The sequence below is a fragment of the Ralstonia sp. 110700041-2 genome, assembly GCF_056280165.1.
On sequence record NZ_JBSFAI010000013.1, the window covers coordinates 12,860 to 38,969 of the forward strand.

Annotated in this window: 27 protein-coding genes; 18 read left to right on the forward strand and 9 right to left on the reverse strand. The window is 62.6% G+C overall.

All coding sequences use genetic code 11. The features are described 5' to 3' along the window. Window positions 1-252: 252 nt before the first annotated feature. The 4 genes from ACUXH0_RS18635 to ACUXH0_RS18650 all read left to right on the forward strand — a co-directional run bounded on the left by ACUXH0_RS18635 (window position 253) and on the right by ACUXH0_RS18650 (window position 4,846). The gene (locus tag ACUXH0_RS18635) at window positions 253-561 is read left to right on the forward strand and encodes a DUF485 domain-containing protein (RefSeq protein WP_004635419.1); all 309 of its coding nucleotides are present in this window, start codon (window positions 253-255) and stop codon (window positions 559-561) included. Next, on the forward strand, window positions 558-2,288 hold the full coding sequence (locus ACUXH0_RS18640; RefSeq protein ID WP_004635416.1) for a cation acetate symporter: 1,731 nt from the start codon (window positions 558-560) through the stop codon (window positions 2,286-2,288). The genes ACUXH0_RS18635 and ACUXH0_RS18640 overlap by 4 nt, the downstream gene beginning before the upstream one ends. 64 nt (window positions 2,289-2,352) lie before the next feature. Beyond that, window positions 2,353-4,179 carry a DUF294 nucleotidyltransferase-like domain-containing protein gene (locus ACUXH0_RS18645; RefSeq protein WP_024973500.1) on the forward strand — a complete coding sequence of 609 codons (1,827 nt, stop codon included), beginning with the start codon at window positions 2,353-2,355 and terminating at the stop codon, window positions 4,177-4,179. A gap of 16 nt (window positions 4,180-4,195) precedes the next feature. Next, the gene (locus ACUXH0_RS18650; RefSeq protein ID WP_024973499.1) at window positions 4,196-4,846 is read left to right on the forward strand and encodes a 3'-5' exonuclease; all 651 of its coding nucleotides are present in this window, start codon (window positions 4,196-4,198) and stop codon (window positions 4,844-4,846) included. Between the two features lie 8 nt (window positions 4,847-4,854). Here the strand turns inward: ACUXH0_RS18650 and ACUXH0_RS18655 are convergent, their stop codons facing one another. From ACUXH0_RS18655 to ACUXH0_RS18665, 3 genes are read right to left on the reverse strand one after another with little or no spacing between them, the layout of a single operon-like run. Next, window positions 4,855-5,169, reverse strand: coding sequence for a sodium/substrate symporter small subunit (locus ACUXH0_RS18655; protein ID WP_004635409.1), 315 nt, complete (start codon window positions 5,167-5,169; stop codon window positions 4,855-4,857). Beyond that, the gene (locus ACUXH0_RS18660) at window positions 5,166-6,743 is read right to left on the reverse strand and encodes a sensor histidine kinase (protein ID WP_182594477.1); all 1,578 of its coding nucleotides are present in this window, start codon (window positions 6,741-6,743) and stop codon (window positions 5,166-5,168) included. The genes ACUXH0_RS18655 and ACUXH0_RS18660 overlap by 4 nt, the downstream gene beginning before the upstream one ends. Further along, window positions 6,736-7,446 carry a response regulator gene (locus tag ACUXH0_RS18665; RefSeq protein ID WP_004635405.1) on the reverse strand — a complete coding sequence of 237 codons (711 nt, stop codon included), beginning with the start codon at window positions 7,444-7,446 and terminating at the stop codon, window positions 6,736-6,738. The genes ACUXH0_RS18660 and ACUXH0_RS18665 overlap by 8 nt, the downstream gene beginning before the upstream one ends. 265 nt (window positions 7,447-7,711) lie before the next feature. Here ACUXH0_RS18665 and recA point away from each other — a divergent pair, with 265 nt between their 5' ends. From recA to ACUXH0_RS18720, 11 genes are all read left to right on the forward strand, one after another. Beyond that, window positions 7,712-8,770, forward strand: a complete 1,059-nt coding sequence (gene recA, locus ACUXH0_RS18670; RefSeq protein ID WP_004635402.1) for a recombinase RecA — start codon at window positions 7,712-7,714, stop codon at window positions 8,768-8,770. A gap of 110 nt (window positions 8,771-8,880) precedes the next feature. After that, a complete protein-coding gene (gene recX / locus ACUXH0_RS18675; protein ID WP_004635401.1) occupies window positions 8,881-9,360 on the forward strand; it encodes a recombination regulator RecX in 480 nt (159 codons plus the stop codon). A gap of 286 nt (window positions 9,361-9,646) precedes the next feature. Then, window positions 9,647-10,273, forward strand: a complete 627-nt coding sequence (locus ACUXH0_RS18680; RefSeq protein WP_004635399.1) for a DUF2889 domain-containing protein — start codon at window positions 9,647-9,649, stop codon at window positions 10,271-10,273. 66 nt (window positions 10,274-10,339) lie between these two features. Further along, window positions 10,340-11,506: an ADP-forming succinate--CoA ligase subunit beta gene (gene sucC, locus ACUXH0_RS18685; RefSeq protein ID WP_004635396.1), complete on the forward strand. Its 1,167-nt coding sequence runs from the start codon at window positions 10,340-10,342 to the stop codon at window positions 11,504-11,506. 94 nt (window positions 11,507-11,600) lie between these two features. Further along, window positions 11,601-12,482 carry a succinate--CoA ligase subunit alpha gene (sucD, locus tag ACUXH0_RS18690; RefSeq protein ID WP_004635394.1) on the forward strand — a complete coding sequence of 294 codons (882 nt, stop codon included), beginning with the start codon at window positions 11,601-11,603 and terminating at the stop codon, window positions 12,480-12,482. A 160-nt stretch (window positions 12,483-12,642) separates the two neighbouring features. Continuing rightward, window positions 12,643-13,338, forward strand: coding sequence for a TerC family protein (locus ACUXH0_RS18695; RefSeq protein WP_182594478.1), 696 nt, complete (start codon window positions 12,643-12,645; stop codon window positions 13,336-13,338). Between the two features lie 183 nt (window positions 13,339-13,521). Further along, window positions 13,522-14,034, forward strand: a complete 513-nt coding sequence (locus tag ACUXH0_RS18700) for a pilin (RefSeq protein WP_182594479.1) — start codon at window positions 13,522-13,524, stop codon at window positions 14,032-14,034. Window positions 14,035-14,372: 338 nt separating this feature from the next. Continuing rightward, the gene (locus ACUXH0_RS18705) at window positions 14,373-14,867 is read left to right on the forward strand and encodes a pilin (RefSeq protein WP_182594480.1); all 495 of its coding nucleotides are present in this window, start codon (window positions 14,373-14,375) and stop codon (window positions 14,865-14,867) included. A gap of 223 nt (window positions 14,868-15,090) precedes the next feature. After that, entirely contained in the window at window positions 15,091-16,860 is a 1,770-nt protein-coding gene (locus ACUXH0_RS18710; RefSeq protein WP_182594481.1) for a PglL family O-oligosaccharyltransferase, read from the forward strand. A 150-nt stretch (window positions 16,861-17,010) separates the two neighbouring features. Then, window positions 17,011-17,526 (forward strand): pilin, encoded by a 516-nt coding sequence (locus ACUXH0_RS18715; RefSeq protein WP_182594482.1) that lies wholly within the window; start codon window positions 17,011-17,013, stop codon window positions 17,524-17,526. A 118-nt stretch (window positions 17,527-17,644) separates the two neighbouring features. Then, entirely contained in the window at window positions 17,645-18,895 is a 1,251-nt protein-coding gene (locus tag ACUXH0_RS18720; protein WP_182594483.1) for an IS256 family transposase, read from the forward strand. A 42-nt stretch (window positions 18,896-18,937) separates the two neighbouring features. Here the strand turns inward: ACUXH0_RS18720 and moaC are convergent, their stop codons facing one another. Continuing rightward, on the reverse strand, window positions 18,938-19,414 hold the full coding sequence (gene moaC, locus ACUXH0_RS18725; RefSeq protein WP_182594484.1) for a cyclic pyranopterin monophosphate synthase MoaC: 477 nt from the start codon (window positions 19,412-19,414) through the stop codon (window positions 18,938-18,940). 105 nt (window positions 19,415-19,519) lie between these two features. Here moaC and ACUXH0_RS18730 point away from each other — a divergent pair, with 105 nt between their 5' ends. Next, complete coding sequence (locus tag ACUXH0_RS18730; RefSeq protein WP_137910887.1) at window positions 19,520-21,223, forward strand: beta-barrel assembly-enhancing protease; 1,704 nt, start codon at window positions 19,520-19,522, stop codon at window positions 21,221-21,223. A gap of 20 nt (window positions 21,224-21,243) precedes the next feature. Here the strand turns inward: ACUXH0_RS18730 and ACUXH0_RS18735 are convergent, their stop codons facing one another. Genes ACUXH0_RS18735 through ACUXH0_RS18755 form a run of 5 tightly spaced genes read right to left on the reverse strand, consistent with a single transcriptional unit; the run spans window position 21,244 to window position 24,667 of the window. After that, entirely contained in the window at window positions 21,244-21,825 is a 582-nt protein-coding gene (locus ACUXH0_RS18735) for a DUF2946 family protein (RefSeq protein WP_012434942.1), read from the reverse strand. Next, window positions 21,818-22,894 (reverse strand): YheT family hydrolase, encoded by a 1,077-nt coding sequence (locus ACUXH0_RS18740; protein WP_012434943.1) that lies wholly within the window; start codon window positions 22,892-22,894, stop codon window positions 21,818-21,820. The genes ACUXH0_RS18735 and ACUXH0_RS18740 overlap by 8 nt, the downstream gene beginning before the upstream one ends. Before the next feature lie 34 nt (window positions 22,895-22,928). Beyond that, complete coding sequence (locus ACUXH0_RS18745) at window positions 22,929-23,369, reverse strand: YybH family protein (protein WP_009239042.1); 441 nt, start codon at window positions 23,367-23,369, stop codon at window positions 22,929-22,931. A 25-nt stretch (window positions 23,370-23,394) separates the two neighbouring features. Then, a complete protein-coding gene (gene waaF / locus ACUXH0_RS18750; protein ID WP_004636133.1) occupies window positions 23,395-24,420 on the reverse strand; it encodes a lipopolysaccharide heptosyltransferase II in 1,026 nt (341 codons plus the stop codon). A gap of 49 nt (window positions 24,421-24,469) precedes the next feature. Continuing rightward, window positions 24,470-24,667 carry a zinc-finger domain-containing protein gene (locus ACUXH0_RS18755; RefSeq protein WP_004636130.1) on the reverse strand — a complete coding sequence of 66 codons (198 nt, stop codon included), beginning with the start codon at window positions 24,665-24,667 and terminating at the stop codon, window positions 24,470-24,472. 327 nt (window positions 24,668-24,994) lie between these two features. Between ACUXH0_RS18755 and ACUXH0_RS18760 the strand changes: the two genes are divergently transcribed. Beyond that, window positions 24,995-25,789 (forward strand): AzlC family ABC transporter permease, encoded by a 795-nt coding sequence (locus ACUXH0_RS18760; RefSeq protein WP_004636129.1) that lies wholly within the window; start codon window positions 24,995-24,997, stop codon window positions 25,787-25,789. Beyond that, a complete protein-coding gene (locus tag ACUXH0_RS18765; RefSeq protein ID WP_004636127.1) occupies window positions 25,786-26,109 on the forward strand; it encodes an AzlD domain-containing protein in 324 nt (107 codons plus the stop codon). Before ACUXH0_RS18760 ends, ACUXH0_RS18765 begins: the two co-directional genes overlap by 4 nt. The last annotated feature ends 1 nt before the right edge of the window (window position 26,110 follow it).

Sequence of the window (26,110 nt, forward strand, 5' to 3'; positions counted from 1 at the left end):
ACGGCATGCGCACCTTCTGCGAATGTGCATACGCACAAGAGGCAGGCGGTTACCGACGTCGTTTTGGGCGATGGCTGTCGCTTCACGGCCGATTTGCCGCTGGATGTCGCGCACCGTTTCTTACGTTGTTGTGCGGCGCTAGGGAAAACCACTATCGCAGTAAACCGCCGCGGACCGCCTGAGTAAGAGTTCAGTCAGTTTCGCTATCCAGAATCGCCGCACACATTCCAAGAGCAAACCAGGAGACAGGCGATGCAGGATGGATTGGTAGGAAAAATCGAAGCGCATCCGAAATATGCGCAGCTCAAACAGAGACGCAACAGGCTCGGCCTCGTTCTGACAGTGCTGATGCTGGCCGTGTACTACGGCTACATCGCGCTGATCGCCTTCGATAAGGCATTTCTCGCCAAGCCCGTGGGTACAGGCGTGATGAGCGTGGGCATGCCCGTCGGTATGGCGGTCATCATCTTCACCGTCGTCATTACCGGCATCTACGTGCGCCGCGCCAACAGCGAATACGATCAACTGACGCAGGACATCCTGAAGGACGTCGCCAAATGAAGAAGATGCTTTCGATCCTGCTGGTGGCGCTACTGGCCGCTGGCGCCTGCGGGGCGGCTCTGGCTGCCGGCGGCGATGTCGGACAGACCGCCAAGCAGGAAACCAACACCACGGCCATCGTTCTGTTTGCTCTGTTCGTGGCCGGCACGCTGTGGATCACGAAGTGGGCGGCCAAGCGTACGCGCTCCGCGGCCGATTTCTACACGGCGGGCGGCGGCATCACGGGCTTCCAGAATGGCCTGGCCATTTCGGGCGACTACATGTCGGCAGCGTCCTTCCTCGGTATTTCCGCGGCCGTGATGACCTCCGGCTACGACGGCCTGATCTACTCCATCGGCTTTCTGGTCGGCTGGCCGATCATCACGTTCCTGATGGCCGAGCGGCTGCGCAACCTTGGCAAGTTCACCTTTGCAGACGTGGCAGGCTACCGGTTCGAGCAAGGCCCGATCCGCAGCTTTGCCGCGGTTGGCACACTGGTGGTGGTGGCGTTCTATCTGATCGCTCAGATGGTGGGTGCAGGCCAGCTCATCAAACTGCTGTTCGGGCTGGATTACTGGATCGCGGTGGTCATTGTCGGCGCGTTGATGATGGTCTACGTGCTGTTCGGCGGCATGACCGCAACCACCTGGGTGCAGATCATCAAGGCGTGCATGCTGCTGGCCGGCGTGACGTTCATGGCCATCATGGTGCTGGCGCAGTACGGTTTCAGTCTGGAGGCGTTGTTCGCCAAGGCTGTGCAGGTCAAGACCGCCATTGCAGCCAATGCCGGCAAATCGCCCGATGAGGCCGCCAAGATCGGTCTGTCGGTGATGGCGCCGGGTGGCTTCATCAAGGACCCGATCTCGGCCATCTCGTTCGGCATGGCGCTGATGTTCGGCACCGCCGGTCTGCCGCACATCCTGATGCGTTTCTTCACGGTCCCGGATGCCAAGGAGGCGCGCAAATCGGTCTTCTGGGCGACCACCTGGATCGGCTACTTCTACATCCTGATCTTCATCATCGGCTTTGGTGCGATCACGCTGGTGTTGACGAACCCCGAACTGTCCGACGTGGCCAAGGGTGTCATCAAGGGCGGCGCGGGCACGGCCAACATGGCTGCGGTGCTGGTGGCCAAGACGGTGGGCGGCGATGTGTTCTACGGCTTCATCTCGGCCGTGGCGTTTGCCACGATTCTGGCGGTGGTGGCAGGGCTCACGCTGTCGGGTGCATCGGCGGTGTCGCATGATCTTTACGCCACGGTCTTCAAGCACGGCAAGGCCAACAGCGCCGACGAGCTGAAGGTCTCGCGCATCACCACGCTGGTGCTGGGCGTGATCGCTGTGCTGCTGGGCATCGCTTTCGAGAAGCAGAACATCGCGTTCATGGTGTCGCTGGCGTTTGCGGTGGCGGCATCGGCCAACTTTCCGGTGTTGTTCCTCTCGATGCTGTGGAAGGGCTGTACCACGCGTGGTGCGGTTATCGGCGGGTTCCTGGGGCTGATCTCGTCGGTGGGTCTGACGATCGTTTCGCCGTCGGTGTGGGAGGCCACGCTCGGCTATCCGAAGGGCTCGGCGTGGTTCCCGTACACGTCGCCCGCGCTGTTCTCGATGACGATCGGCTTCGTGGGCGTGTGGCTGTTCTCGGTGCTGGACAGCAGCGTTCGCGCCAAGAACGAGAAGGCGTCGTTCGCCGCGCAGCAGGTTCGCTCGGAAACGGGCCTCGGTGCGGCTGGCGCATCGGGCCACTGATCGGCCACTGGCCACGCTGACTGGAGGCGGGTGACGCATTGCATCGCCCGCCTTCAAGGCAACCATGCCCAGCGCTTTCAACTTCGCCGTCTGGCCATTCGATTGCCTCAACCAGGACGAACAGCGCCTGGTGCGCGATGCCGTCGACATCGGCTATTACCCGCAAGGGCAGAGCATCCTCGATACGGGTGCCGCTCCGCAGCACCTGTTCTTGATCATCAAGGGCCACGTCGCCCAGTACGACGGCGAGGAGCTGATCGCCAGCTATGGCCCCGATGACTGTTTTGACGGCCGGGCGCTGGTGGCCGGCAAAGCCAGCAGCCGCTTCGTCGCTGCTGAAGAAGTGGTGGCTTATCAGGTGGCACGTCAGGCGGTGCGCGACCTTATTGCCGCCAACGCCACCTTCGGTGCGCTGCTTTTTTCCGATCTCGGCAGCAAGCTCAGCGCCATTGCTCAGCGGCAGAGCATGGAGACGATGCAGTCGCTGGCTGTCTCGCACGTGAGCGATGCCTTCATCCGGCCTGCCCATTTCGTTGATGCCGGCACAGACGTAGTCTCCGTGGTGAAGCTGTTTCAGGCACAGAACACCTCGAATGTGCTCGTGCGCGATGGCACCGCCAGCCCGCCGCGCGTGGGCATCTTCACACGCAGTTCGTTGCAGCGCGCCGTCCTGCAAGGCACTCCGCTGGATCGTCTGCCGGTTGGGCAGATGAGCCAATTCTCGCTCATCACCGTACCAGCCTCTGCGCAGATCGGCGACGCATTGACGCTGATGCTGCGCCATCGCGTTCATCGGCTGGTCGTCACGCGCGGAGATGAGATTCTCGGTTTGCTCGAATCACTGGATGTGTTCAGCTTTCTGGCCAACCACTCGTATCTGCTGACAGTGCAGATCAACCTGGCGCAGGACTTGGACGCGCTCGCCCAGGTGGCAGCGCAGATTACGCGGATGGTCGCGTTGCTCACGCGTGGCGGCTCGCGCATTGACCACGTCGCCAGTCTCGTGCGCGAAATCAACGCGTGCCTGTTTGAACGCGCCTGGCAGATGATTGCGCCCCCCGAACTCGTTGAAAACAGTTGCCTGTTCGTCATGGGCAGCGAAGGGCGCGGCGAGCAACTGCTCAAGACCGATCAGGACAACGCGCTGGTACTGCGCGATGGTTACGTGCCACCCCCCGACCTGCAGCGCATCGTCACGCGCTTCTCCGATGCGCTCGCCGCATTCGGCTACCCGCCTTGCCCCGGCGGCATCATGCTCAGCCGGCCCGAGTGGTGCATGACCGCGAGCGACTTCGCGCGGCGCATTCGCGAATGGCTGATCCTGCCGAGCCCCGAGGGCTTGATGCATCTGGCCATCTTCTTCGATGCCCATGCGGTGTGCGGCGATGCCGCCTTGCTCAAGCAACTGCGGCGGACGTTGCTGGAGCTGACGATCGACAATGACGCCGTACTCGGCCGCTTCGCCGCAGCCGTTGAAGCCTTCAGTGCCGCGCCGGGCTGGCGCGATCGCCTGCTCGGGTTTGGCGATCCCGACCCGGTGCTCGACGTGAAGAAGGAGGGCATCTTCCCGATTGTCCACGGCGTGCGCAGCCTCGCGCTCGCCCACCACATACTCGACGAGACCGGCACCGTGCCGCGCCTTAATGCACTGGTGCGCGCCGAGGCTCTGGACGCCCACATGGCTGCCGAGTTGAGCGAGAGCCTGCACTTCCTGATGACGCTGCGGCTCAAGGCCGGGTTGGCGGAGATCGATGCGCATCAACCGGTGTCGTGTGACGTGCATCTGTCGCGCTTGTCGTCGCTGGAGCGAGATCTGCTCAAGGATGCACTGAGCGCGGTCAAGCGGTTCAAGGCGTTGCTGCGGCAGCGCTGGCGGACCGAGTGGATGTGATCATGGGCGGGTGGTCATGAGCGGGAGGCTCTCCGACTGGCTGCGGGCACTGCAAAGGCGGCGCCTGCTGCGCAGGTTGCGCGATCCGGCGTTCCGCTTCCTGTTTGAGGTACCGCCCCCGGACGAGTGGGTCGCACTTGATTGCGAGACCACCGGCCTGGACGTACGCACGGACGAGATCATCTCCATCGGTGCCGTCCGTATTGTCGGTAACCGTATCCTGACCAGCCAGCGCCTTGAGTTGCTGATCAGACCGCACGGGGAGATGCGCCCGGAAAGCATCTGCGTGCATCGTCTGCGCAATCGCGACCTGGACAGCGGTGTATCGATCGAGCAGGCGGTTCATACATTGCTGCACTTCATCGGCAGTAGGCCGCTGGTCGGCTATTACCTTGAGTTCGATGTGGCGATGCTCAATCGGGTGGTAGTGCCCATGCTTGGCATCGGCTTGCCGCAGCCCAAGATTGAAGTGTCCGCCTTGTACTACGACCATCAGTTCGCCCTGCTGCCGCCATATCGGCAGCAGGGCGATCCCGATCTGGACCTGCGCTTCGCCACCGTCATGAAGGAACTGGACTTGCCGACGTGGGACGCGCACGACGCGCTCAACGACGCGGTGATGGCCGCGTTGGCCTTTGTGAAGCTGCGCCATCTGGGTGCAGCGTAACGTCCAGGTCAGATGGACGGCGGCAGGTGGGATGACTCCGACGCATCGCGCTGCGCCGCTTCGTCGTGTTGTGCGGCTGCATCTGCAGCACGGTTCGTGCGCCACGCATACAGCACGGTAATCAGCACATAGACGATGGGCGCCCCCTGCGCGCCGACCCAATAGGCGAAGGTCCAGTCCGAGTTGAAGAAGTGCTGCGACAGGTCGCGCGCAAAGAACGCGACCACGAACGTCACCACAAACCACACCGCGAGCAGTGCCGCGATCCAGCGCATATTGGCGATCCACCGCCGGCGCGCGGGCGTTCCGGGCGTGATGCTCATGCGTTGGGTTCCTCGCTCGGCGAGCAGCGGTGCAGCGTGATGCGAAAGCGCGCCCCCGCCAGCCGCGGCGACACTTGATACACGTTGTCGAGCACCTCGATGTCCCCGCCGTGCTGCTGCACGATCTCGCGCACGATGGCCAGGCCCAGCCCGCTGCCCTCGGCCTGCGTGCCGAGGATGCGGTAGAAGCGCTGCATCACGCGTTCGCGCTCGGCCACGGGGATGCCGGGGCCGGTGTCATCCACGTCGATGAAGACGAACGGCTCGAACGGTGCGGTGGTCACGCGCACGGTGACATGTCCGCCGTCGGGTGTGTAGCTGATCGCGTTGTCGAGCAGGTTGTTGAGCATCTCGGCGAGCATCGTCGCATTGCCCGAAATCGTGACGGGCGGCCCCGGCTCCTCGAAGCCGAGGTCGATCTGCTTGGCCCACGCCTTGGGCAGCCAGTCGGCCACCACTCGGCGCGACAGCGCGCAGATATCCAGCGGCACCATACCGTCGGTGGCGCCCATGTTTTCCATGCGTGCCAGCGAAAGCAACTGCTTGACGAGGTGCGCGGTGCGATCCGAGCTGTCGGCGATATGTGCGAGCGTGCGGCGCAGCTTGTCGGGCGACTGCTCGCGCTGTGCCAGCTCTGCCTGCATGCGCAGGCCGGCCAGCGGCGTCTTCATCTGATGCGCGGCATCCGCGATGAAGCGCTTTTGCGTGTGCACCGATTGCTCCAGCCGCCCGAGCAGATCATTGAACGATGCCACCAGCGGCGTCAGCTCCTGCGGCGCCGCGCCTTCGTCGATGGGGCTGGTGTCGCCCGGGTTGCGAGCGCGGATGCGTTCCTGAATCGCATTGAGCGGCGCCAGCCCGCGCGTGAGGCCAAACCACACCAGGATCACCGCCAACGGCAGGATCACAAACTGCGGCAGGATCACGCCCTTGATGATTTCGTTGGCGAGTTGTGCGCGCTTGTCGAGCGTCTCCGCCACTTGCACCAGCGCGGGTTTGCCGCCGGAGCCCGGCCGCTGCACGAAGGTATACGCAACACGGATCTCCGCGCCATGGATGTGGTCGTCGCGCAGTTGCACGAGGCCGCCGGCGTTGGCGTCTTCTTCGGGCGGCAGCGGGAGGTCGCGGTCCCCGGAGACAAACTCGCCGTTGGTGCCGAGCACCTGGTAGTAGATGTTGTCGGTTTCGTCCGCACGCAGGATTTCGCGCGCCGAGATCGGCAGTTGCAGCGTCACGCGCCCATTCACCTCGCGCAGTTGCTGGCTGAGCACGATCGCGCTCGATTCCAGTGCGCGGTCATATGGCGCATTCGCAATCGACTTGGCGACCAGGTACGTCACCGCAATGCTCATCGGCCACAGCAACAGCAGCGGCGCAAGCATCCAGTCCAGAATTTCGCCGAAGAGGGATCGGGCGGCGGGCCGCGTGGCGTCGTCTTCGAGGTGGGGGAGGGTGTCGGCGAGGTCGCCGCCGCCATCGCGGCCATCGCGGCCGTCGGCTCCGGGCACCGCGTCGGTGCGTTCGCGCAGCGATGCGCGATGCCGACGCCACGGCCAGGCCAGCCGATCACCCATGGGCAGCGGTGGCGGTGGTGGTTGGGGTGGCCGTGCGTTCCAGGCAATAGCCCAGCCCGCGCACGGTGGCGATGCGGATGCCTTCCACTTCGATCTTCTTGCGCAGGCGGTGGATGTAGACCTCGATGGCGTTGTTGCTGACTTCTTCGCCCCAGCCGCACAGATGGTCGACCAGTTGCTCTTTCGACACCAGGCGGCCCACGCGCGCCAGCAGAATCTCCAGCAGCCCGATCTCGCGTGCCGACAGTTCCACCACCTGATCGTGGATATAGGCAATGCGCCCGACCTGGTCGAATGCCAGCGGCCCATGGCGCACGAGCGTGGCGCCGCCGCCCGTGCCGCGCCGCACCAGCGCACGCACGCGCGCTTCCAGCTCGGACAGCGCGAACGGTTTGGCCATGTAATCGTCGGCGCCAAGATCCAGGCCCTTGACGCGTTCTTCCACGCTGTCGGCGGCGGTCAGGATCAGCACCGGCAGCATGGCCCCGCGCGAGCGCAGGCGCTTGAGGACCTCCAGCCCCGACATACGCGGCAGTCCCACGTCGAGGATCAGCAGGTCATAGGTCTGGGCCGTTTGCGCGGACAGCGCCGCGTCGGCAGTCGCCCCATCGGAGGCTTGGTCGACGGCGTAGCCCGCCTGGCGCAGCGAGCGTGTGAGCCCGTCAGCCAGCGTGGCGTCGTCTTCGGCAATCAGGATGCGCATGCGTGTCTCCCCGCGATGCCGGGCAAGATATCTTGCCCATCCCGCCCGCTACATTGTTTTCGCGCGACATCTGTTCTGGAGACTTGTCAAAACCACTGGTTTTTTATACAGTACTCCGAATTCGCGGTGCTGTAGTCTTGGCGGCGCTAAAGTCATGGAATGGGTCGCGTCGGGGCAATCACCCATCGGCCCGTTGTTGCAGGCAACCGCTGGAATCGCAAGCCCTTGCGGCCCATTTATACACCAATTTGCACGAAGGACGACCATGGAAGACGGTAAGAAGGCAGCCACGATGAGCGCAGAAAAGCAGAAGGCGCTGGCTGCCGCGCTCGCGCAGATCGAAAAGCAGTTCGGCAAGGGCTCCATCATGAAGATGGGCGACGCCGAGGTCGAGCCGGTCCAGGTCGTGTCGACGGGTTCGCTGGGGCTGGATGTGGCGCTGGGCGTTGGTGGCCTGCCGCGCGGCCGTGTGATTGAAATCTACGGTCCGGAATCGTCGGGCAAGACCACGCTGACACTGCAAGTGGTTGCCGAGATGCAGAAGCTGGGCGGCACTTGCGCCTTCATCGACGCAGAACATGCGCTTGACGTCACTTATGCCGATAAGATTGGCGTAAGTGTCCCGGACCTGCTGATCTCCCAGCCGGACACGGGTGAACAGGCTTTGGAAATTGCCGACGCGCTGGTGCGCTCGGGCTCGGTTGATCTGATCGTCATCGACTCGGTGGCCGCTCTGGTACCGAAGGCTGAAATTGAAGGCGAAATGGGCGATGCGTTGCCCGGCCTGCAGGCCCGTCTGATGAGCCAGGCGCTGCGCAAGCTGACCGGCACCATCAAGAAGACCAATTGCATGGTCATCTTCATCAACCAGATCCGCATGAAGATCGGCGTGATGTTTGGTTCGCCGGAAACCACCACGGGCGGTAACGCGCTCAAGTTCTACGCTTCGGTGCGTCTGGACATCCGCCGTATCGGCTCAATCAAGCGGGGCGACGACGTGGTCGGCAACGAAACCAAGGTCAAGGTCGTCAAGAACAAGGTGGCGCCGCCGTTCCGCGAAGCCATCTTCGACATCCTCTACGGTCAGGGCGTATCGCGCGAGGGCGAGATCATCGACCTGGGCGTGGAAGCCAAGGTGGTCGAGAAGTCTGGCGCCTGGTACAGCTACGGCGGCGAACGCATCGGCCAGGGCCGCGACAACTGCCGCGAATACCTGCGCGAGAACCCCGACCTTGCCCGTGAGATCGAGAACAAGGTCCGCGAGCAACTGGGCGTGACGCCGATGGGCGCCGTCGCAGTGGCCGAGGAAGTCGGAGAAGAGTAATTGGGTTGGCCGTCGGCGCAGATCGATGGCTCTATCGAGCTTCATACGCCTGCCGTTCCCCAACGGTGGGCGTTTTTCTTTGGAACCGGCTTCTTGAACGTCAAATCCGCATGCCGTTGCCACGTCAACCGTTATCGCTGAAGGCACGTGCGCTGGGCTATCTGTCTCGGCGCGAGCACAGCCGCGTCGAATTGCGCCGTAAGTTGGTCCCGCACGCCGAGTCCGCCGAGGAGGTCGACGCGCTGCTGGATTGGCTGGAGGGCGAAAACTGGCTCTCCAACACGCGTTTTGCCGAAAGCATGGTGCACCGCCGCGCGGGCCGCTACGGTACAGCGCGCTTGATGCAGGAGTTGAAAACGCATCAGCTCGGCGAAGAGACGCTGGGCGAGGTCAAGGCGCAACTGCAAAGCACGGAAGCAGTCCGGGCGAAAGCCCTGTGGGAAAAACGCTTCGGCCGCCCACCGGCCGACCTGGCCGAACGGGCCAAGCAGGTGCGATACATGATGGCGCGCGGATTCTCCCGTTCCGTAGTGTCGCGCATCATCGCAGGGGCGGATGAGCTGCTGGAAGATGGCGACATGTCGGACTGAACATCGACGATCTCGCAACAATTCAGGCGGACAATCCTCTTGTGTGCAGATTACGTGGGTTGCACCTCATGCGATCGTTGCAACCACTTTCACACTGCATTGCAGCACGCGACCAGTCCGGTCGTGACGACGTGTTAAAATCCTGGCCTTTGATATCGCCCTCAATTTCGGTTGCAGGGCGGTAGTGTTCGTGTGTGGCGGCTGATGCGCTGCCGCATACGTCCCGTAGGCGATGCACGCGATCTGCGTGCGCCGCCTCCATCGGTCCTATCGGTCTGTCTGGTCCATGCCTCTGTCTGCTCCCCTCCCGCGCGCCATGCGCCACCGCCGTGCCATCACGGTCGAGGCCTATTTGCGGGAAGACGGCCTGTGGGACATTGAAGCGCGCCTGACCGACATCAAACCTCGCGATATCCCCCTGGCCAGCGGTGGCGTGCGCCCTGAAGGCGAGCCGCTGCATGACCTGTGGCTGCGCGTGACCATCGATACCCGCATGAACGTCGTGGATGCCGAAGCGTGTTCCGACTGGGTGCCGTATCCCACCCATTGCGACACGATTGGCCCGGCCTACCGAAAGCTCATCGGCCTGAACCTGATGAAGGGTTTTCGAAAGGCCTCGCGTGAGAGACTTGGCGGCGTGGCGGGCTGTACGCACCTGACCGAGCTCTGTGGTGTGCTGCCGACCGCTGCCATCCAGGCCTTCGCGGGCGACGTCTTCCCGGTGCGCGATAACTCCAATGACTTGCGACCGATCGAGCCCGGCGAAAAGCCGCCGTACCAACTCCACGGCTGCCATGCCTTGCATCTTGAGGGCGAGGTGGTCCGCAAGCATTACCCGCGCTGGTTTGCATACCAGCCCGAAGCCAAGATCCAACCGCCACCCACCGAGCTGTCGCCTGAGCCCTCGTCCTGAAGGGCACCGCGCTGTTCGCGTTTTCAATACTCATCACACTCACTCTGCCTAGCAAAGGAAACACGCATGAATATCCATGAGTACCAAGGCAAGGAAATCCTGCGCAAATACAATGTGCCGGTTCCGCGCGGCATTCCGGCCTTCTCGGTCGACGAGGCCATCAAGGCTGCTGAAACCCTGGGCGGCCCGGTGTGGGTCGTGAAGGCGCAGATTCATGCGGGTGGCCGTGGCAAGGGCGGCGGCGTGAAGGTTGCCAAGAGCATCGAGCAGGTCAAGGAATACGCCAGCAGCATCCTGGGCATGACGCTGGTGACGCACCAGACCGGTCCGGAAGGCAAGCTGGTCAAGCGCCTGCTGATTGAAGAAGGCGCGGACATCAAGAAGGAACTGTACGTGTCGCTGGTGGTGGACCGTGTGTCGCAGCAAGTGGCGCTGATGGCCTCGAGCGAAGGCGGCATGGACATCGAAGAAGTCGCCGAATCGCACCCGGAAAAGATCCACACGCTGCTGATCGATCCGCAAGCCGGTCTGCAAGACGCCCAGGCTGACGATATCGCCCGCAAGATCGGCGTGCCGGATGCTTCGATCGCGCAAGCCCGCCAAGCCCTGCAGGGCCTGTACAAGGCGTTCTGGGAAACCGACGCTTCGCAAGCTGAAATCAACCCGCTGATCCTGACCGGCGACGGCAAGGTCATCGCGCTGGACGCCAAGTTCAACTTCGACTCGAACGCACTGTTCCGTCACCCGGAAATCGTCGCCTACCGCGATCTGGATGAAGAAGATCCGGCGGAAATCGAAGCCTCGAAGTTCGACCTGGCCTACATCTCGCTTGACGGCAACATCGGCTGCCTCGTGAACGGCGCCGGCCTGGCCATGGCGACGATGGACACCATCAAGCTGTTCGGCGGCGAGCCGGCCAACTTCCTCGACGTGGGCGGCGGTGCCACCACCGAGAAGGTGACCGAAGCCTTCAAGCTGATGCTGAAGAACCCGGACGTGAAGGCCATCCTGGTTAACATCTTCGGCGGCATCATGCGTTGCGACGTGATCGCCGAAGGCGTGATCGCGGCGGCGAAGGCTGTGTCGCTGTCGGTACCGCTGGTCGTGCGCATGAAGGGCACCAACGAGGACCTCGGCAAGAAGATGCTGGCTGACTCGGGTCTGCCCATCATCGCCGCAGACACGATGGCAGAGGCCGCCGAGAAGGTCGTGGCCGCAGCCGCCGGCAAGTAAGCCGCCCGCTGACCCAACCATACGCGAACGCGGGCGGCGCCTCGAAGTACCCAACCGTACGACGGCGCGGCTCGCTGCAACCAAGGATTACAGCATGTCGATTCTGATCAACAAAGATACCAAGGTCATTACCCAGGGGATCACCGGCAAGACCGGCCAGTTCCACACCCGCGGCTGCCGCGACTACGCCAACGGCAAGAACTGCTTCGTCGCCGGCGTGAACCCGAAGAAGGCCGGCGAAGATTTCGAAGGCATTCCCATCTACGCGACCGTCAAGGACGCCAAGGCGCAGACCGGCGCGACCGTGTCGGTGATCTACGTGCCGCCCGCAGGCGCCGCTGACGCCATCTGGGAAGCTGTCGAAGCCGAACTGGACCTGGTGGTTTGCATCACTGAAGGCATCCCCGTGCGCGACATGATGATGGTCAAGGACAAGATGCGTAAGGCCGGCAGCAAGACGCTGCTGCTGGGCCCGAACTGCCCGGGCCTGATCACGCCGGACGAAATCAAGATCGGCATCATGCCGGGCCACATCCACCGCAAGGGCCGCATCGGCGTGGTGTCGCGCTCGGGCACGCTGACGTACGAAGCCGTGGGTCAGCTCACCGCGCTGGGCTTGGGCCAATCGTCGGCAGTCGGCATCGGCGGCGACCCGATCAACGGCCTCAAGCACATCGACGTGATGAAGATGTTCAACGACGATCCGGAAACGGACGCCGTGGTCATGATCGGTGAGATCGGCGGTCCGGACGAAGCCAACGCGGCTTACTGGATCAAGGACAACATGAAGAAGCCGGTGGTCGGCTTCATCGCTGGCGTGACCGCGCCTCCGGGCAAGCGCATGGGCCACGCCGGCGCGCTGATCTCGGGCGGTGCCGACACCGCGCAAGCGAAGCTGGACATCATGGAAGAGTGCGGCATCAAGACCACCAAGAACCCGTCGGAAATGGCAGCGCTGCTCAAGGCGATGCTGTAATCGACAAGGTTTGAGATTGTGCGAGAACGGGGGCTTCGGCTCCCGTTTTTGTTTGATCGCGATGCAGCATGCGATCCAGGCACGACATGTGTATAAGCGGGCGAGAGGCTGCAAACCGAATCACCTTCCGCCAACCCCCAAGGACATCCTCGACAACACTATGGCGCTCACCTCAAGCGCATTCTGGTTCGCACTCGGCTCCATCATCCTGACCAACATCGTGCTGTCGGGCGATAACGCGGTCGTCATCGCGCTGGCCGCACGCAACCTGCCGAAGCGCCAGCAGAAGCAGGCCATTTTCTGGGGCAGCGCCGGCGCCATTGTGCTGCGCGTGGTGTTGACCGTGCTGGCCGTCAAGCTCCTCGCGTTGCCGTACCTGAAAACGATTGGCGCGGTGCTGCTGGTCTACATCGGCGTGAAGCTGCTCGCGGAAGCCGAAGAGGAAGCCGCCGATCGCCATCAGCGCGACGGCCTGTGGCCTGCCATCCAAACGATTCTCATCGCCGACTTTGTGATGTCGCTCGATAACGTCGTTGCCGTGGCCGCCGCGGCCGAGAAGGGGCCGCCGGGCACGACGTTTCTGCTGCTGGTGCTGGGGCTTGGGTTGTCAGTGCCGCTGATCGTGTTCGGCAGCACGCTGCTGGTCGGCGTCATGGCGCGCTTCCCCGTCATCATCACGCTCGGGGCGGCGCTCCTTGGCTATCTTGCCGGCGACATGCTCGTCACCGATCCGATTGACGCGGCGTGGTTTGAGCGCGCGGTGCCGTATGCGGATGTAGTGGTGGGGTGCGTGGGGGCGCTGCTGGTCGTAGGCGTAGGCCGGTGGCTTGGCCGGCGAACGTTGCGCCAGGCCTAATCTGAACGATTCCCCCCGAAAGTAGGTGATGACGGGTTCTGTCCGGAATTCTGTCAAGAACGGTCAGACTTGCGTTCGGATTCGGCCAAAGTGCGCCAGTTTTTGCGCAGATACACAGTGTGTGCTTTGGCATAGTCCCTGCGAGTGGCCTCCCCACAACAAAATGCCTTTTGGGGAGAGGTCATGGGCTTTAAGCACAGCAAGGGAACAACGCGTCGAGCAGGCGGATTTACGCTGATCGAGTTGATGATCGTTGTGGCGATTGTTGGGATTCTGGCGGCGATTGCGCTGCCGGCTTACAACAACTACATGGTCAAGTCGAAGTTGACCGAGGCAACAACGACGTTGGACGCGGCACGGGTTGCAGTCAACGAGGCTTACTCATCAAACAGCGGCACCTTTCCGAGTGCAAGTTCGCCGCCCATCATTACGCAGGCTGTGGCGAGCAACGCCCAGTACGTGACCGGAATCAAGTACAACAACCCCGGAACGACTTCTGGCGTCGGCGTCGTCGTGACGCTTGGCAACACGGGTAACGCCCAAATCGATGGCCACTACCTGGGGATGTTCGGTACTGGCAAGGCTGATGGGACGGTTGTGTGGACTTGCGCGACCGCGCAAACAGCGAATGACTCGGCTTCCGGGGCGGCCGTGCAATCCATGTATCCATATTTGCCGGCGGCGTGCCAGAACTGACGGCATCTGAGAGGCAAGGCCCGCACGGGCTCACACGTGTGTTGAGGCGGGCAACGGGTATGTAACTCGTTGCCCGCATCGCTTTTTTGAGTCGAAGGACATCGCGACGCTACCGGCAGGAGCCCGTTCAGCAACGTATCAAGGCGCGGGTGATTATTGTGCATCATAAATCACAAAACTAACGACTTCTGTCACGAGGTGTCAATAATTGTCAATCGATATTGCCCACAGTTGTCCATCGTGGGTGTGTTTTCGGGGGTGCAACGTAGGTTTTGGACTGGCACGATCCCTGCTCCACCTCCTCCGCTTCACCTTTAACCAAACATCCGGGGGAATTTATGAAGTCGCTGCGTCTGAACAAGCGTGTCCAAAAGGGTTTCACGCTGATCGAACTGATGATCGTGGTTGCGATCGTCGGTATTCTGGCTGCCATCGCGCTGCCGGCTTACAACAACTACATGATCAAGTCGAAGCTGACGGAAGCGACGACGCTGCTGGATTCGACTCGCTCGGCAGTCTCTGAAGCGTACGCCACTAATGGACTGTCGTTCCCGACCAGCGCACCGTTTAGCACGTCAACTCCTACGAACACCAAATACATCAATAGCTCGGGGATTGTGTACTACCAGAATGCGTCTCTGGTGTCGGTGATTTTGACGATTGCTAGCACGGGCAATACGAACGCTGACACCCACATGCTGGGCCTGTTTGGCAAGGGTGGCGCTGACGGTACCGTTGCGTGGACATGCGGCACGGCCAAGACTGCAACCGACACTGCCCCGCAAAAAGATACGGTGCTGTACCCGTATCTGCCGGCGTCCTGCCAGAACTAATCGCAGCTCGGTATTCCCGCTCGTTGTGTACACATGACGGGTTGAGGTACCGGAAAGCAAGGGCGCCTTCGGGCGCCTTTTTACTTTGGGTGTGCAGGCGAGTTGTAACTCATGCACCCCAGTAGAAGGGCGTCCATATCGTGTGTTCAGCTAAATTCGCTCGCATCATGAGCGGTGCTGTTGAGCCTTTCGTCTTTCCGTTCAGTCCTGCTTCTTTTCGCGAATGCTTCGATCTCGTGTTTTGTTTCTTCCGCTCTGGCTTTCCATTGCTGCGTGTGGCGCGGTTCCCTATCTGATCGCGTTACATACGCTTCCAATGCCGACGTTTTATTCCGAGTTCGCGACAGGCGTTTGCTGGGCTGCCACGGCGGTCGTCGTACTTGCTTTGACCTGGGGCAGCAAGACGGGACTTCCCAAGGTTGCACTTGCGCCGCTTGCGTTGATTGCGGTCTTGTTTGTGCAGCTCGCAGTTGCGCCGCCATTGAATCCGTTCATGTCGCTGGCCGCAACGGTTTTCCTGTTGGGGGCGGTCGCGGCTTGCGTCTTAGGGACGCGCTGTCGCAGCTTTCCCGGAGTGCTGGAGGCGTTGGCCCTGGGTTTGATTCTGGGCGGGTTATTGACAGTGGCGATAGAGTTGCTGCAGTTGTTTCGTGTGCCGAATTCCTGTCCGACATTACTCGCACTGGAGCCGGGTGACGCTGAGCGTCGCATGTGGGGCAACATGAATCAGCCAAATCATGTGGCGTCGTATCTCGCCTTTGGTTTGGCAGCTTGTGCATTCTTTGCATCTAAGTTCCGGCGCACCTGGATCCTGTTCGCGGTCATTGCTTTCGCTCTGATGCTGGGGATGTCCCTTACCGTCTCGCGGGTAACGTGGCTTTACATCGCCGTGATTGGCGGTCTCGGCGGCTTGCAGTGGACGACTGGTCAGCGTGGACCGCAACGATGGCTGAAGGCATGTGTGCCACTCGTAACGCTGGTGCTGGGTTACCAAATCTGCAACTGGCTGGTCTCATATGCCAACATCCTCTGGCATTTAGACTTGCCGATGTCACTCGGCGAGCGCATGCAGCAAGGTGTTGGGCTGCGGCCGTTGCTTTGGAAGCACGCGTGGCATATGTTTCTGGCGCATCCGTGGCTCGGCGGCGGCTGGGGTGACTACGCTTGGAATCAGTACGTGCAAACCGACACACTCGGCCACGTCGAGATGTCGCTCAACGCGCACAACATTGTTCTGGACCAATTGGCGAAGGTCGGTTTGCTCGGTTTGCTCGCCATCGCGCTGCCATTGCTAAGTTTCGCGTGGAGCCTGCGAAAGCGAAAGCTGACGCCTGCATTGGCATTTCTGCTCACCATCGTTCTCGTGATAGGTGCGCACTCGATGGTCGAGTACCCACTGCACTACGCATTCTTTCTGCTCCCATGCGCGTTTGCGTTGGGTTATGTGGACGAACGGAACTTGCGCGTGCCGTCTGCGAGCATGACCTGGACAGCAACCGCTGCTATTACTGTTGTTAGCGCTGCGCTGATGTCGCATCTCTGGGGTGACTATAAGGCGGTGGAACGCCTTCACTATGCCCCCGATGGTATGCAAAAAGAGCTCGCCCTTTACAGTCAGCATGGGCCGACGCTCCTGCTGCCCTATGAGCACTTGGCGATGGCGTTCCACTTTAATGTCGTGCCGGATATGGCATCGTCGCTCGCGAAGCTAGAACTCCAAGCTATGCAGTTCTACCCTGGTTCGGCGACCGTCCAGCGTTATGCGCTTGCGCTAGCGTATCTTGGCAAGACCGATGAAGCCATGGTGCATGTCCGCCGGATGCGCAACCATTATTGGACCAACTATGCCGAGCAGTCCTGGCTCTTCACGCAGGCTTGTGACAAGCATGGTGAGGACAAGCTAAAGACATTTTGCACTCGGCTCCGAGCCGAAAATCTGCTTGTGCCGGCGGCAAAACCATCGGTTGAAAAAGCGCCCTCCGCGTCGCAATAGTTGAAGCGCCCTTTGGGCGCTTTCTTATTGGGAAAATCAAAAATCGTTGCGCTTTGTATGAGGCCGCATCTGTTCGCTTAGTCTTCTTCCTCTCAAGTGCCAAAAGAGGTTGGCAGTTGAATGTCCGAATTAACGACAAAGGAGAAGTAGATGCGTTTGAAGTGCCGTGCCGGTAAGCAAGCTCAAGAGGGTTTTACCTTGATTGAACTGATGATCGTCGTTGCCATCGTCGGCATTCTGGCGTCATTCGCAGTACCGGCCTATCAGGACTACATGAGTCGTTCACGCGTGACAGAAGGTTTGGCTCTGGCAGCGGGCGCCAAGACGATCGTGGCGGAGAATGCCGTGATGGGCAACTTGGGACTAGCACATGGCTATACGCCCGCTTCGGTACCGACGGCCAATGTGAAAGCAAAAGGAGTCACGATCGACAACGATAATGGGGAGATCAGCATTGAATATGGGGCGCGTGTTGCAAAAGACGGTGCCAACGTTCTGGTGTTGAAGCCCACATCGGGTGGCACTGCTTTGGCGAGTGGGATCCGTCCTAATGGTCCAATTCATTGGGACTGCTACGCGGCTGGGAAGATAGCAGTAGATGTAGCGGGCCCAATTGATGGGAAAGCGACACTCCCTAATAATATTGCCCCGGCGAATTGCGGTTAATTTCCCGCATTAAAAAAGAGCGTCTCCGTCACGCTCTTCTTGTTGGGGCAAGGGGTTGGTTAAACGGGCCTGTCAGTAATTTCGTGTTCAAGGCATAACATGCTCTCAAGGAGACGTTATGCCCCGCAAACCGAAAGCCAAGCCGGCGGACCTGCCAGCAATCCCAACTGAACTGCTCGAGCAATTTGGCAGCGGCCCGATGACGGCCGAAGCCATCAACGCCGCGACGCTGGCCCTCAAGAAGGCCTTGATCGAGCGGGCGTTGGGTGGCGAGATGAACCACCATCTCGGCTATCCCCCTGGTGCGGCCAAACCGGCCACCGTCACCAACCAACGCAACGGCACGGGAGCCAGGACGGTGCTGACCGAAGACGGTCCGATCCGCATCGAAGTGCCGCGCGACCGCAACGGCAGCTTCGAGCCGCTGCTCATTCCCAAACACGAGCGACGCTTCAAGGGCTTCGACCACAAGATCGTCGCCATGTATGCCCGGGGCATGACGGTGCGCGAGATCCAGGTCTTCCTGCTGGAGCAATATGCGACGGACGTCTCGCCCGAGTTCATCAGCTCGGTCACAGATGAGGTGATGGCCGAAGTCACCGCCTGGCAGGCCCGACCACTCGATCCCATGTATCCGGTCGTGTTCTTCGACGCGCTACGGGTCAAGATCCGGGAGGACGCCGTGGTGCGCAACAAGGCCGTCTATCTGGCGCTGGGCGTGCTGCCCGACGGCACGCGTGACATTCTGGGCCTGTGGACCGAGAACACCCAAGGCGCCAAGTTCTGGATGAAGGTGTTCAACGACCTCAAGACGCGCGGGGTGGGTGACATCCTGATCGCCGTGACAGATGGCCTCAAGGGCATGCCCGAGGCGCTGGCGGCCGTGTTCCCCGCGACCACGCTGCAGACCTGCATCGTCCACCTGATCCGCAACAGCCTGGATTACGCGAGCTGGAAGGACCGTCGTGAGTTGGCTGCAGCGATTCGACCGATCTACACCGCACCGAGCGAAGAGGCCGCGCAGGCGGAGCTCGAGGCGTTTGCCGACGGCCCGTGGGGGCAGCGATACCCGACGGTCAGTGCCGCTTGGCGCAACGCCTGTGACCGCGTGATTCCGTTCTTTGCGTTTCCACCGGCCGTACGCAAGGTGATCTACACGACGAACGCCATTGAGAACATCAACGCGCAACCACGCAAGATCATCAAGACCCGAGGCCACTTCCCAACCGATGAGGTTGCGACGAAGCTCATCTGGCTGGCACTGCGCAACATCACGGCCGGTTGGAGCTGTGCCGCTCACGACTGGAAACAGGCCATGAACCAATTCGCTATCCTCTACGCGGACCGATTCGTTCGACCGTCCGTGTGAATCTCAACCTCGCCTTGATCACGGAAATCCTGACACCCCCGGTTAAACCGCCACCCAATCCCCCGACTTCCCCCCATGCTTTTCCAATAGCCGCACATCCCCAATCACCATCCCCCGATCCACCGCCTTACACATGTCGTAGATGGTGAGCAGGCCAACCTGCACGGCAGTCAGCGCTTCCATTTCTACGCCGGTCTGCCCACGCGTCTCCGCCCGAACCGTACAGCGGACGGTGTGTGATGCCTCATCCAAGGAAAACTCCACCGCCACCTTCGTCAACGCCAACGGATGGCACAACGGAATCAAATCCGAAGTCCGCTTGGAGCCTTGAATCGCCGCAACGCGCGCAATCCCCAGCACATCGCCTTTCTTGGCGTTGCCATCGCGCACCAGCGCAAACGTCTCGGGCAGCATGCGGATCGTGCCGGTGGCGACGGCCACGCGGTGTGTGACGGCCTTGTCGCCGACATCGACCATATGGGCTTGTCCGGCGGAATCGAAGTGGGTGAGTTGCGACATGAGTGACAGCGCGTTTTGCGGGGCGGGGTACGAAGCGTTTTATGATAGCAAGCACCCGGCTTGCGGCGATGTTGCCGCGCTGATTCCGCTCTCCGTGCTTTCCGTATGACGCTTTCCCTTTTTCGGCCGCGCGTCCGCAAGCTGACGGCCGCTGTGTTGTTGTCGACGTGGCTGGCGCCCTTGCCGTTGCCTGTGCTGGCGCAGGCGGTGGCGTCTTCCCCGCCGGCCTCCGTCAACCCGGGGTTGGGTTCCGCCGCGGCAGCGGATCAGGTGCAGAGCAACCTGAATCGCAGCGTGCAGATCGGCCGGCAGTCGCCGTATTTGCCGAAGGAGCCGACCGTCATCGACGCGCCGACATACGAGTTGCCCGATATGGGCGATCCGTCGACGGCGTCGCTGTCGCCCGAGATGGAGCGCCGCCTGGGCGACCGCGTGATGCGCCAGATCCGCCGCGATCCGGATTTCGTGCCCGACCCGCTGATCACCGATTACCTCAACACCATCGGCTACAAGCTGATCGAAGCCGCGCGCCGTCAGCACGTGGCGGGTAGCACGTCGGCGTCGAGCTTCGAGCTGTTTGCCGTGCGTGACCCCGGCATCAACGCGTTTGCGTTGCCGGGCGGCTACATCGGCGTGAACACGGGTACGTTGGTCGCGACCGACAGTGAGTCGGAGCTGGCCTCCGTGCTCGGCCACGAAATCGGCCACGTGCTGCAGCGGCATATTGCGCGCGGCATCGATAAATCCGGTGAGTCGATGTGGATTGCGCTGGCGTCGATCCTGCTGGCGGGTCTGGCTGCCACCAAGAGCGGTGACGCCGCGCAGGCGCTCGCGATGGGCGGGCAGGCGGCGGCGGTGTCGAACCAGCTCGCGTTCTCGCGCGGCGCGGAACGCGAGGCCGACCGCGTCGGTTTCACGCTGCTCACCGGCGCAGGCTACAACCCGGACGGCATGCCGGACTTCTTCCGTCGCCTGCAGCGCGTCACGAACATTGCCGATACGGGCGTGATTCCCGGCTATGCGCGCACCCACCCGCTGACCGGCGAGCGCATCGCCGACATGGAAGACCGCGCGCGTGGCCTGCCACATCCGCGCCAACCGCGTCGCCCGGAATTTGGTTTTGCGAAGGTGCGTGCGCGCGTGCTGCAGGAAACGTCGACGAGCGCGTACATTGATGTGCGCAATGCGATGCGCTCGCAATTGTCGTCAACGCCGGATGCGCCGGTCGAGAAGCGCGCGGCGCTGTGGTACGGCGTGGCGGTTGCCAATCAGATGGCGGGACGGCTGGACGATGCTGAACAGGCGCTGCAGGAGGCGCGACGCCTGTACGGCAACATTCCCGGCATCACGTCCGGCAGCGTCGAGCTGGACGTCACGGCCATCGAACTGGCACGCGCGCGTAACCGTGCGCCCGAGGCGCTGACGTTGGCACGCGCGGCGCTGGCTGCGTATCCGCTGTCGCGCGCGGTGGGCATCACTTATGCGCAAACGCTGCTATCTGCCGGCCGGACCGATGACGCGATTCCGTACCTGAAAGACAAGACCCGCGAAGACACTGCCCAGCCGATCTGGTGGGACATGCTCGCCAGGGCCTACGCCGACAAGGGCAGGCGCGTTGAGCAGCATCGCGCGCTGGCAGAGAAATACGCGCGGGATGGGGCGTGGGGATCAGCGGTGGAGCAGCTCAAGCTCGCCCGCGATGCGGGGGATGCGGATTTCTACACGCTGTCCGAAGTCGATGCGCGCTTGCACCAGATGGAGCGGCAATACCGGGAAGAGAAGGCGGAAGACAAGGCGCTGCCGAAGTAGGGCCGGTGGGCCGATCGGCGCTATTCCGCTGGCCGCGCCACGAAGCCATAGCGCTTTGCGACTTCTGCGCGCGCAATCGGCTCGATGTCGAACGCCTGATCGCCCAGCGTCAGCGTTCCCAGCGCGGCTCCGCAGGCGTCTGCGTGCCATTGGGCCAACGACGAGAACGGCTCCAGGTCATGATCGTGCAGCACGGCAATGGTCTCTTCCGCCTCACATCCGCCAACGCGGCCCGAGAGCAGCACGCTGCCGTGTTCGTCGACAAAGCAGCCGCTCGGCGAGAACGCAGCGCCGGTGGTTGTCGTGAATGCCGCCGGCGCGCAGTCGGCTGACAACCGCGCCACCCACGGCGTGTAATCGAGTTCGACAAACACCCGCTGCGGCCCGTTTTGAAAGAACCAGCGCCCCGTATCGTCATGCGCGTAGTTGCGCACGATGAAATCGATGAGCGCGGTGTGGCGGATCGGCTCGCCGGAGAGTTTGTTGGCCTGCGCATATTCGTTGCGCATGCGCCATTGGCCGCGGCGATCCAGCGCCAGCCAGCCAAAGCAATTCGGCACGTTCGGCCACTTGGCCATGGCTTGGCGGACGATGTCATCCATGAGCGTCCTCCGCGTTGGCTTGGTGGCCCAGTACATCATCGAAAAAGCGCAGGACCCGTGCGGGCATCCAATCGACGCGGCCCGTCTTGCCATGACGCAGCAGGAAGCCGACATGGCCGCCGTGCAACGGTTGGTCCAGCGTGATGTCGGGGGACACGTCGGCCATGCCGGGCAGATGCTGTCCGGGCAGGAACGGATCGTTGCGCGCGTTCAGCACCAGCACCGGCACGCGAACCTCGCGAAGCACGGGTTTGGACGAGGCGCGCGTCCAGTAGTCGAGCACGTCACGAAAACCGTGCAGCGGCGCGGTGACAAGGTTGTCGAATTGCCCCAGCGTGCGCGTGGCCATCATGGCGGCGCGGTCGTACAGGCCGGGATGCTGGTCGAGCTTGGCGTTGGCCTTGTCTTTGAGCGTGCGCAGGAACATGCGCGTGTAGACCATGTTGAAGCCCTTGGACAACGCTGCGCCGCCGGCCCGCATGTCCAGTGGCGCGGAGACCGTCGCCGCGGCGCTCACGTAGCGGGCATCGGTGCCGTGCTCGCCCAGGTAGCGCAGCAGCGCGTTGCCGCCCAGCGAGATGCCGACAACCAGCAGCTTGCGGCTCTGCGGCTGGCAAACCGTCCGGTAAAGGCGTTCGAGGATCCACGCGATCTCGGCGCCATCGCCGCAGTGGTACATGCGCGGCGCGAGGTTCATCTCGCCCGAACACCCGCGAAAGTGCGGAATGACGCCTTGCCAGCGGCGCGCGCGCAGCGCGTCCATCAGCAGCCGCGCGTAATGGCTGCGCGAATCGCCCTCCAAGCCATGAAACATGACGACGAGCGGTGCGTGCGCGTCGGTCTCGTGCGTGGTCCAGTCGAGGTCGATGAAGTCGTGGTCGGGCGTGTCCCAGCGTTCGCGCCGATACGCAATGCGCGGAAAGCGCCATAGGCGCGCGGGCACGATCGTCTGTGCATTGCCGCCGATCAGCCACCACGGCGAACGGAACGCGTGCGGCTCGAACGGCCCTGCGAGCAGGGCGCCCAGATTCAGTTCAAAGGGAGTGGCGTGGCGAGACGGGTGGGTCATCGATCGAGACGGCTGCCACGCCCAGCGCGGCAGCTTAGTGCAGAGAGTGCGTAACGCTGGCGATGGAGGCGGCCACGCGTTCTTCAGCGGCCTGGCTGGAATGGACGTGGGCGATGCGCCAGCCTTCGTGGTTCTGCATCAGCACGTAGGTCGTATGCACGTACAGATCGGCCTCGGTGGCGGTGGCCGAAAAGCGCAGCGCTTCCGTGGCTTCGAAAATCGACACACCCAGCGACGAATGCACCTGTTGCGAGAGGCATTCGATCCAGACCGGATTCTTCTCGACCAGCGCATCGAGGCAGCCGCGCAGCTGCTCGTGGCCGTGCAGGCGCTGGCCGTCGGGCAGGATGAAGCTCACCGAATCCTCGTCGAGCCACAGCTTGAGCGCGCCATCGGCATCGCGGCGCTTGAGCGCATCGCGATAGGCTTCGAGGATGTCCTCGGCGGCTTCGAACAGGCGGGCAAATCGTGGCATGGCGGTGAACGTTAGGGACAGCGTACTACTGCGGCTGCAGCAGCCGGCGCAATTCATGAAACACCATCTCGGGGCCGATGTCGCGCAGGCAGCGCAAGTGGCCCAGCGGGCATTCGCGTGCAAAGCACGGACTGCACTCCAGATGGAGCCACATGATACTCGCAGCAGGCGACAGCGGAGGCGTGTGGCGGGGGTCGCTGGAGCCGAACACGGCCACCTGCGGGCGCCCCAGGGCAGCCGTCACGTGCATCAGGCCGGAGTCGTTGCAGATGGCGGCTTCGGCGCGGGCGAGCAGTTCGATCGCTTCATCCAGCGAGGTCTCGCCGCACAGGTTGCGCACGAACGGCGCGCGCTCGACGATGGCGTTGGCCATCTCGCGGTCCTTGCCCGAACCGAGCGCGACGATCTGCGCGTACGGGAACGAGCGGCGCAGCATCTGCGCCAGCTCTGCGAAGTGCTCGGCCGGCCAGCGCTTTGCTGGGCCGTATTCTGCGCCGGGGCAGAAGGCAATCAGCCGCGCGTTGCCAGGAATGCCGAACTTGGCGGACGTGGCTGCCACGCGCTGCACATCAACGTCCAGCTTCGGGTCGGGCAGCGTGTCGGGCAGCTTGGCATGGGGCTTGAAAGCCAGCGCCGCGTAGTGCTGCACCATCGGCGGACGCGCATTCTTGGGCGGATTCGGGTAGCGCACGTTCAGCACGCCCAGCCGCGACTCGCCCTTGTAGCCGATACGCAGCGGAATGCCGGCCAGCCACGGGATCAGCGCGCTCTTGAACGAGTTCGGCAGCACATAGGCTGCGTCGAAGGTTTCGCCCTTGAGCTGCTGCGCGAACATCGTGCGGCTGCCGAGCTGCAGCTTGCCGTGGGCAAGTTCGGTGGGCAGTACGCGCGCGATTTCCGGCATGCGCGCGAGCACGGGCGCCACCCATTTCGGGGCGATCGCGTGGATCTGCGCGCGCGGGTGCCGCGCCTTGAGCTGCGCAAACAGCGGCTGCGCCATCAGCGCATCACCGATCCAGTTGGGGGCGACGACGAGGATCTTGCGCATCATCGAATCGCCTGGCGGGCGCGGCGTCCGGTGTACTGCAGGTGAATCGGGCTCAATGGTGGCCCTTCAGTTCAACGCCGGGGGCCAGCTTGTAGACGGTGCCGCAGTACGGGCACTTGGCTTCGCCGGTGTCGGCGATGTCAAGGAACACGCGGGGGTGGTAGTTCCAGGCCGGCGTTTTGGCGGTCGGGCAATGCAGCGGCAGGTCGTCTGCGCCGATTTCGATCGTGGGTGCGGTTTGCGTGGTCATGGTGAGTGAGGAGTGCCGGCGCGGTCTGAGCAGGTCAGCCACGCCCTGATATGGGCCGCAGGTTCAAAAACCGACAAAAGCGAAATTGTAAGGGGTGGGCGCAGGCGCGCCAACGCCGATTGTTGCAGTGCGTGGTGCCCGGCATGAATCCCTCATTAGACGTGGCGCACGCGCTTTGTCGTTAAGCGGATGCTTAACATCAAAAGTATAATCGTGTGTTTCCTACGAGCCACCCATGTCGCCCCCGACGTTCCTGCGCGCCCGCGCTGCCGGCTGCCCCTGCCCGGCTCATCAAAAAAAGTCTTTTTCGCCACTTTTGGGGGCGCCATGGCGCTAGTCCGCTGGGCGGCAGCGTTGCAGCGCCGCTGGGAGGCCATCGATCCGGCTGAACGTGCGGGCTTCTTTGCCGGCGTACGCGCCTATATGCCGTCGATGCCGCCGGTGCTGGCCTGGGGGCTGGTGACTGGCGTGGCGATGAGCAAATCGGTACTGACCATCCCGCAGGCCATCGGCATGACGATCTTCGTGTATGCGGGGTCGTCGCAGCTGGCGGTGCTACCGCTGCTGGCAGCGGGCTTGCCGATCTGGACGGCGCTGCTGACGGCGTTCATCGTCAACGTTCGCTTCATCATCTTCAGCGCCGGGCTGATGCAGCATTTCGGGCATTTGCCGTTCATGCGGCGCGTGGTCCTGGGCGTGTTCAACGGCGATCTGCCGTTCGTGCTGTTCACCCAGCAGTACCCCTCGGCCGCGCCGCAGGCGGGCAAAGAGGGCTATTACTGGGGCATGGTCCTGCTGAGCTTCGTTGGCTGGCAGGTGTCGTCCATCCTGGGCATCGTCGCAGCGAGCCTGTTTCCCGATGCGTGGGGCTTGGCGCTGGCCGGGACGCTTGCGCTGATTCCTGTCATGGTGTCGACCATTCGTAGCCGTGCCACGCTCATGGCGGTGGCTGTGGCGGCGGTGCTGGCGCTGGTTGCCTTCAAGCTGCCGTATCGATTGAGCCTCGTGATTGCCGTCACGGGTGCGATGGCCGCCGGCTTGGCCGCGGACGAAGTCGCCGCGCGTCTGCAGTGGCAGCGCCGACGGGCCGCGCACGTCGCAATTGACGAGGACGATGCATGAGCGCGCTCGAAATCTGGCTGGTCATTGCCGGCATGACGGTCGTGACAATCGTCACACGCTCGTTGTTCCTGATCGTGGGCAACCGCATGACCCTGCCCACCCGCGTGCAGCACGCGCTGCGCTTTGCGCCGGCTGCCGCGCTCGTCGCCATCGTCCTGCCCGACCTGCTCTGGAATCACGGGCACTTCGACGCGAGCTGGACCAACCCGCGCCTGATGGCCGGAATTGCTGCCACCGCGTTCTACGTTGCCACGCGGCGCATGCTCGGCATGATCTTCGTCGGCATGGGCGTTTTTACCGTGCTGCGTCTCTGGGGATGAA

What these genes read in the sequence shown, in the direction of transcription:
- moaC (WP_182594484.1), bottom strand. Translation starts at nt 19,414, where the DNA reads ATGTCGCAACTCACCCACTTCGATTCCGCCGGACAAGCCCATATGGTC.
- ACUXH0_RS18745 (WP_009239042.1), bottom strand. Translation starts at nt 23,369, where the DNA reads ATGCCACGATTTGCCCGCCTGTTCGAAGCCGCCGAGGACATCCTCGAA.
- ACUXH0_RS18740 (WP_012434943.1), bottom strand. Translation starts at nt 22,894, where the DNA reads ATGACCCACCCGTCTCGCCACGCCACTCCCTTTGAACTGAATCTGGGC.
- ACUXH0_RS18710 (WP_182594481.1), top strand. Translation starts at nt 15,091, where the DNA reads ATGCTTCGATCTCGTGTTTTGTTTCTTCCGCTCTGGCTTTCCATTGCT.
- ACUXH0_RS18645 (WP_024973500.1), top strand. Translation starts at nt 2,353, where the DNA reads ATGCCCAGCGCTTTCAACTTCGCCGTCTGGCCATTCGATTGCCTCAAC.
- ACUXH0_RS18715 (WP_182594482.1), top strand. Translation starts at nt 17,011, where the DNA reads ATGCGTTTGAAGTGCCGTGCCGGTAAGCAAGCTCAAGAGGGTTTTACC.
- ACUXH0_RS18695 (WP_182594478.1), top strand. Translation starts at nt 12,643, where the DNA reads ATGGCGCTCACCTCAAGCGCATTCTGGTTCGCACTCGGCTCCATCATC.
- ACUXH0_RS18660 (WP_182594477.1), bottom strand. Translation starts at nt 6,743, where the DNA reads ATGGGTGATCGGCTGGCCTGGCCGTGGCGTCGGCATCGCGCATCGCTG.
- ACUXH0_RS18720 (WP_182594483.1), top strand. Translation starts at nt 17,645, where the DNA reads ATGCCCCGCAAACCGAAAGCCAAGCCGGCGGACCTGCCAGCAATCCCA.
- ACUXH0_RS18760 (WP_004636129.1), top strand. Translation starts at nt 24,995, where the DNA reads ATGGCGCTAGTCCGCTGGGCGGCAGCGTTGCAGCGCCGCTGGGAGGCC.
- ACUXH0_RS18655 (WP_004635409.1), bottom strand. Translation starts at nt 5,169, where the DNA reads ATGAGCATCACGCCCGGAACGCCCGCGCGCCGGCGGTGGATCGCCAAT.
- recX (WP_004635401.1), top strand. Translation starts at nt 8,881, where the DNA reads ATGCCGTTGCCACGTCAACCGTTATCGCTGAAGGCACGTGCGCTGGGC.
- ACUXH0_RS18730 (WP_137910887.1), top strand. Translation starts at nt 19,520, where the DNA reads ATGACGCTTTCCCTTTTTCGGCCGCGCGTCCGCAAGCTGACGGCCGCT.
- ACUXH0_RS18755 (WP_004636130.1), bottom strand. Translation starts at nt 24,667, where the DNA reads ATGACCACGCAAACCGCACCCACGATCGAAATCGGCGCAGACGACCTG.
- ACUXH0_RS18640 (WP_004635416.1), top strand. Translation starts at nt 558, where the DNA reads ATGAAGAAGATGCTTTCGATCCTGCTGGTGGCGCTACTGGCCGCTGGC.
- sucD (WP_004635394.1), top strand. Translation starts at nt 11,601, where the DNA reads ATGTCGATTCTGATCAACAAAGATACCAAGGTCATTACCCAGGGGATC.
- ACUXH0_RS18650 (WP_024973499.1), top strand. Translation starts at nt 4,196, where the DNA reads ATGAGCGGGAGGCTCTCCGACTGGCTGCGGGCACTGCAAAGGCGGCGC.
- ACUXH0_RS18705 (WP_182594480.1), top strand. Translation starts at nt 14,373, where the DNA reads ATGAAGTCGCTGCGTCTGAACAAGCGTGTCCAAAAGGGTTTCACGCTG.
- ACUXH0_RS18665 (WP_004635405.1), bottom strand. Translation starts at nt 7,446, where the DNA reads ATGCGCATCCTGATTGCCGAAGACGACGCCACGCTGGCTGACGGGCTC.
- sucC (WP_004635396.1), top strand. Translation starts at nt 10,340, where the DNA reads ATGAATATCCATGAGTACCAAGGCAAGGAAATCCTGCGCAAATACAAT.
- ACUXH0_RS18635 (WP_004635419.1), top strand. Translation starts at nt 253, where the DNA reads ATGCAGGATGGATTGGTAGGAAAAATCGAAGCGCATCCGAAATATGCG.
- recA (WP_004635402.1), top strand. Translation starts at nt 7,712, where the DNA reads ATGGAAGACGGTAAGAAGGCAGCCACGATGAGCGCAGAAAAGCAGAAG.
- waaF (WP_004636133.1), bottom strand. Translation starts at nt 24,420, where the DNA reads ATGATGCGCAAGATCCTCGTCGTCGCCCCCAACTGGATCGGTGATGCG.
- ACUXH0_RS18735 (WP_012434942.1), bottom strand. Translation starts at nt 21,825, where the DNA reads ATGGATGACATCGTCCGCCAAGCCATGGCCAAGTGGCCGAACGTGCCG.
- ACUXH0_RS18765 (WP_004636127.1), top strand. Translation starts at nt 25,786, where the DNA reads ATGAGCGCGCTCGAAATCTGGCTGGTCATTGCCGGCATGACGGTCGTG.
- ACUXH0_RS18680 (WP_004635399.1), top strand. Translation starts at nt 9,647, where the DNA reads ATGCCTCTGTCTGCTCCCCTCCCGCGCGCCATGCGCCACCGCCGTGCC.
- ACUXH0_RS18700 (WP_182594479.1), top strand. Translation starts at nt 13,522, where the DNA reads ATGGGCTTTAAGCACAGCAAGGGAACAACGCGTCGAGCAGGCGGATTT.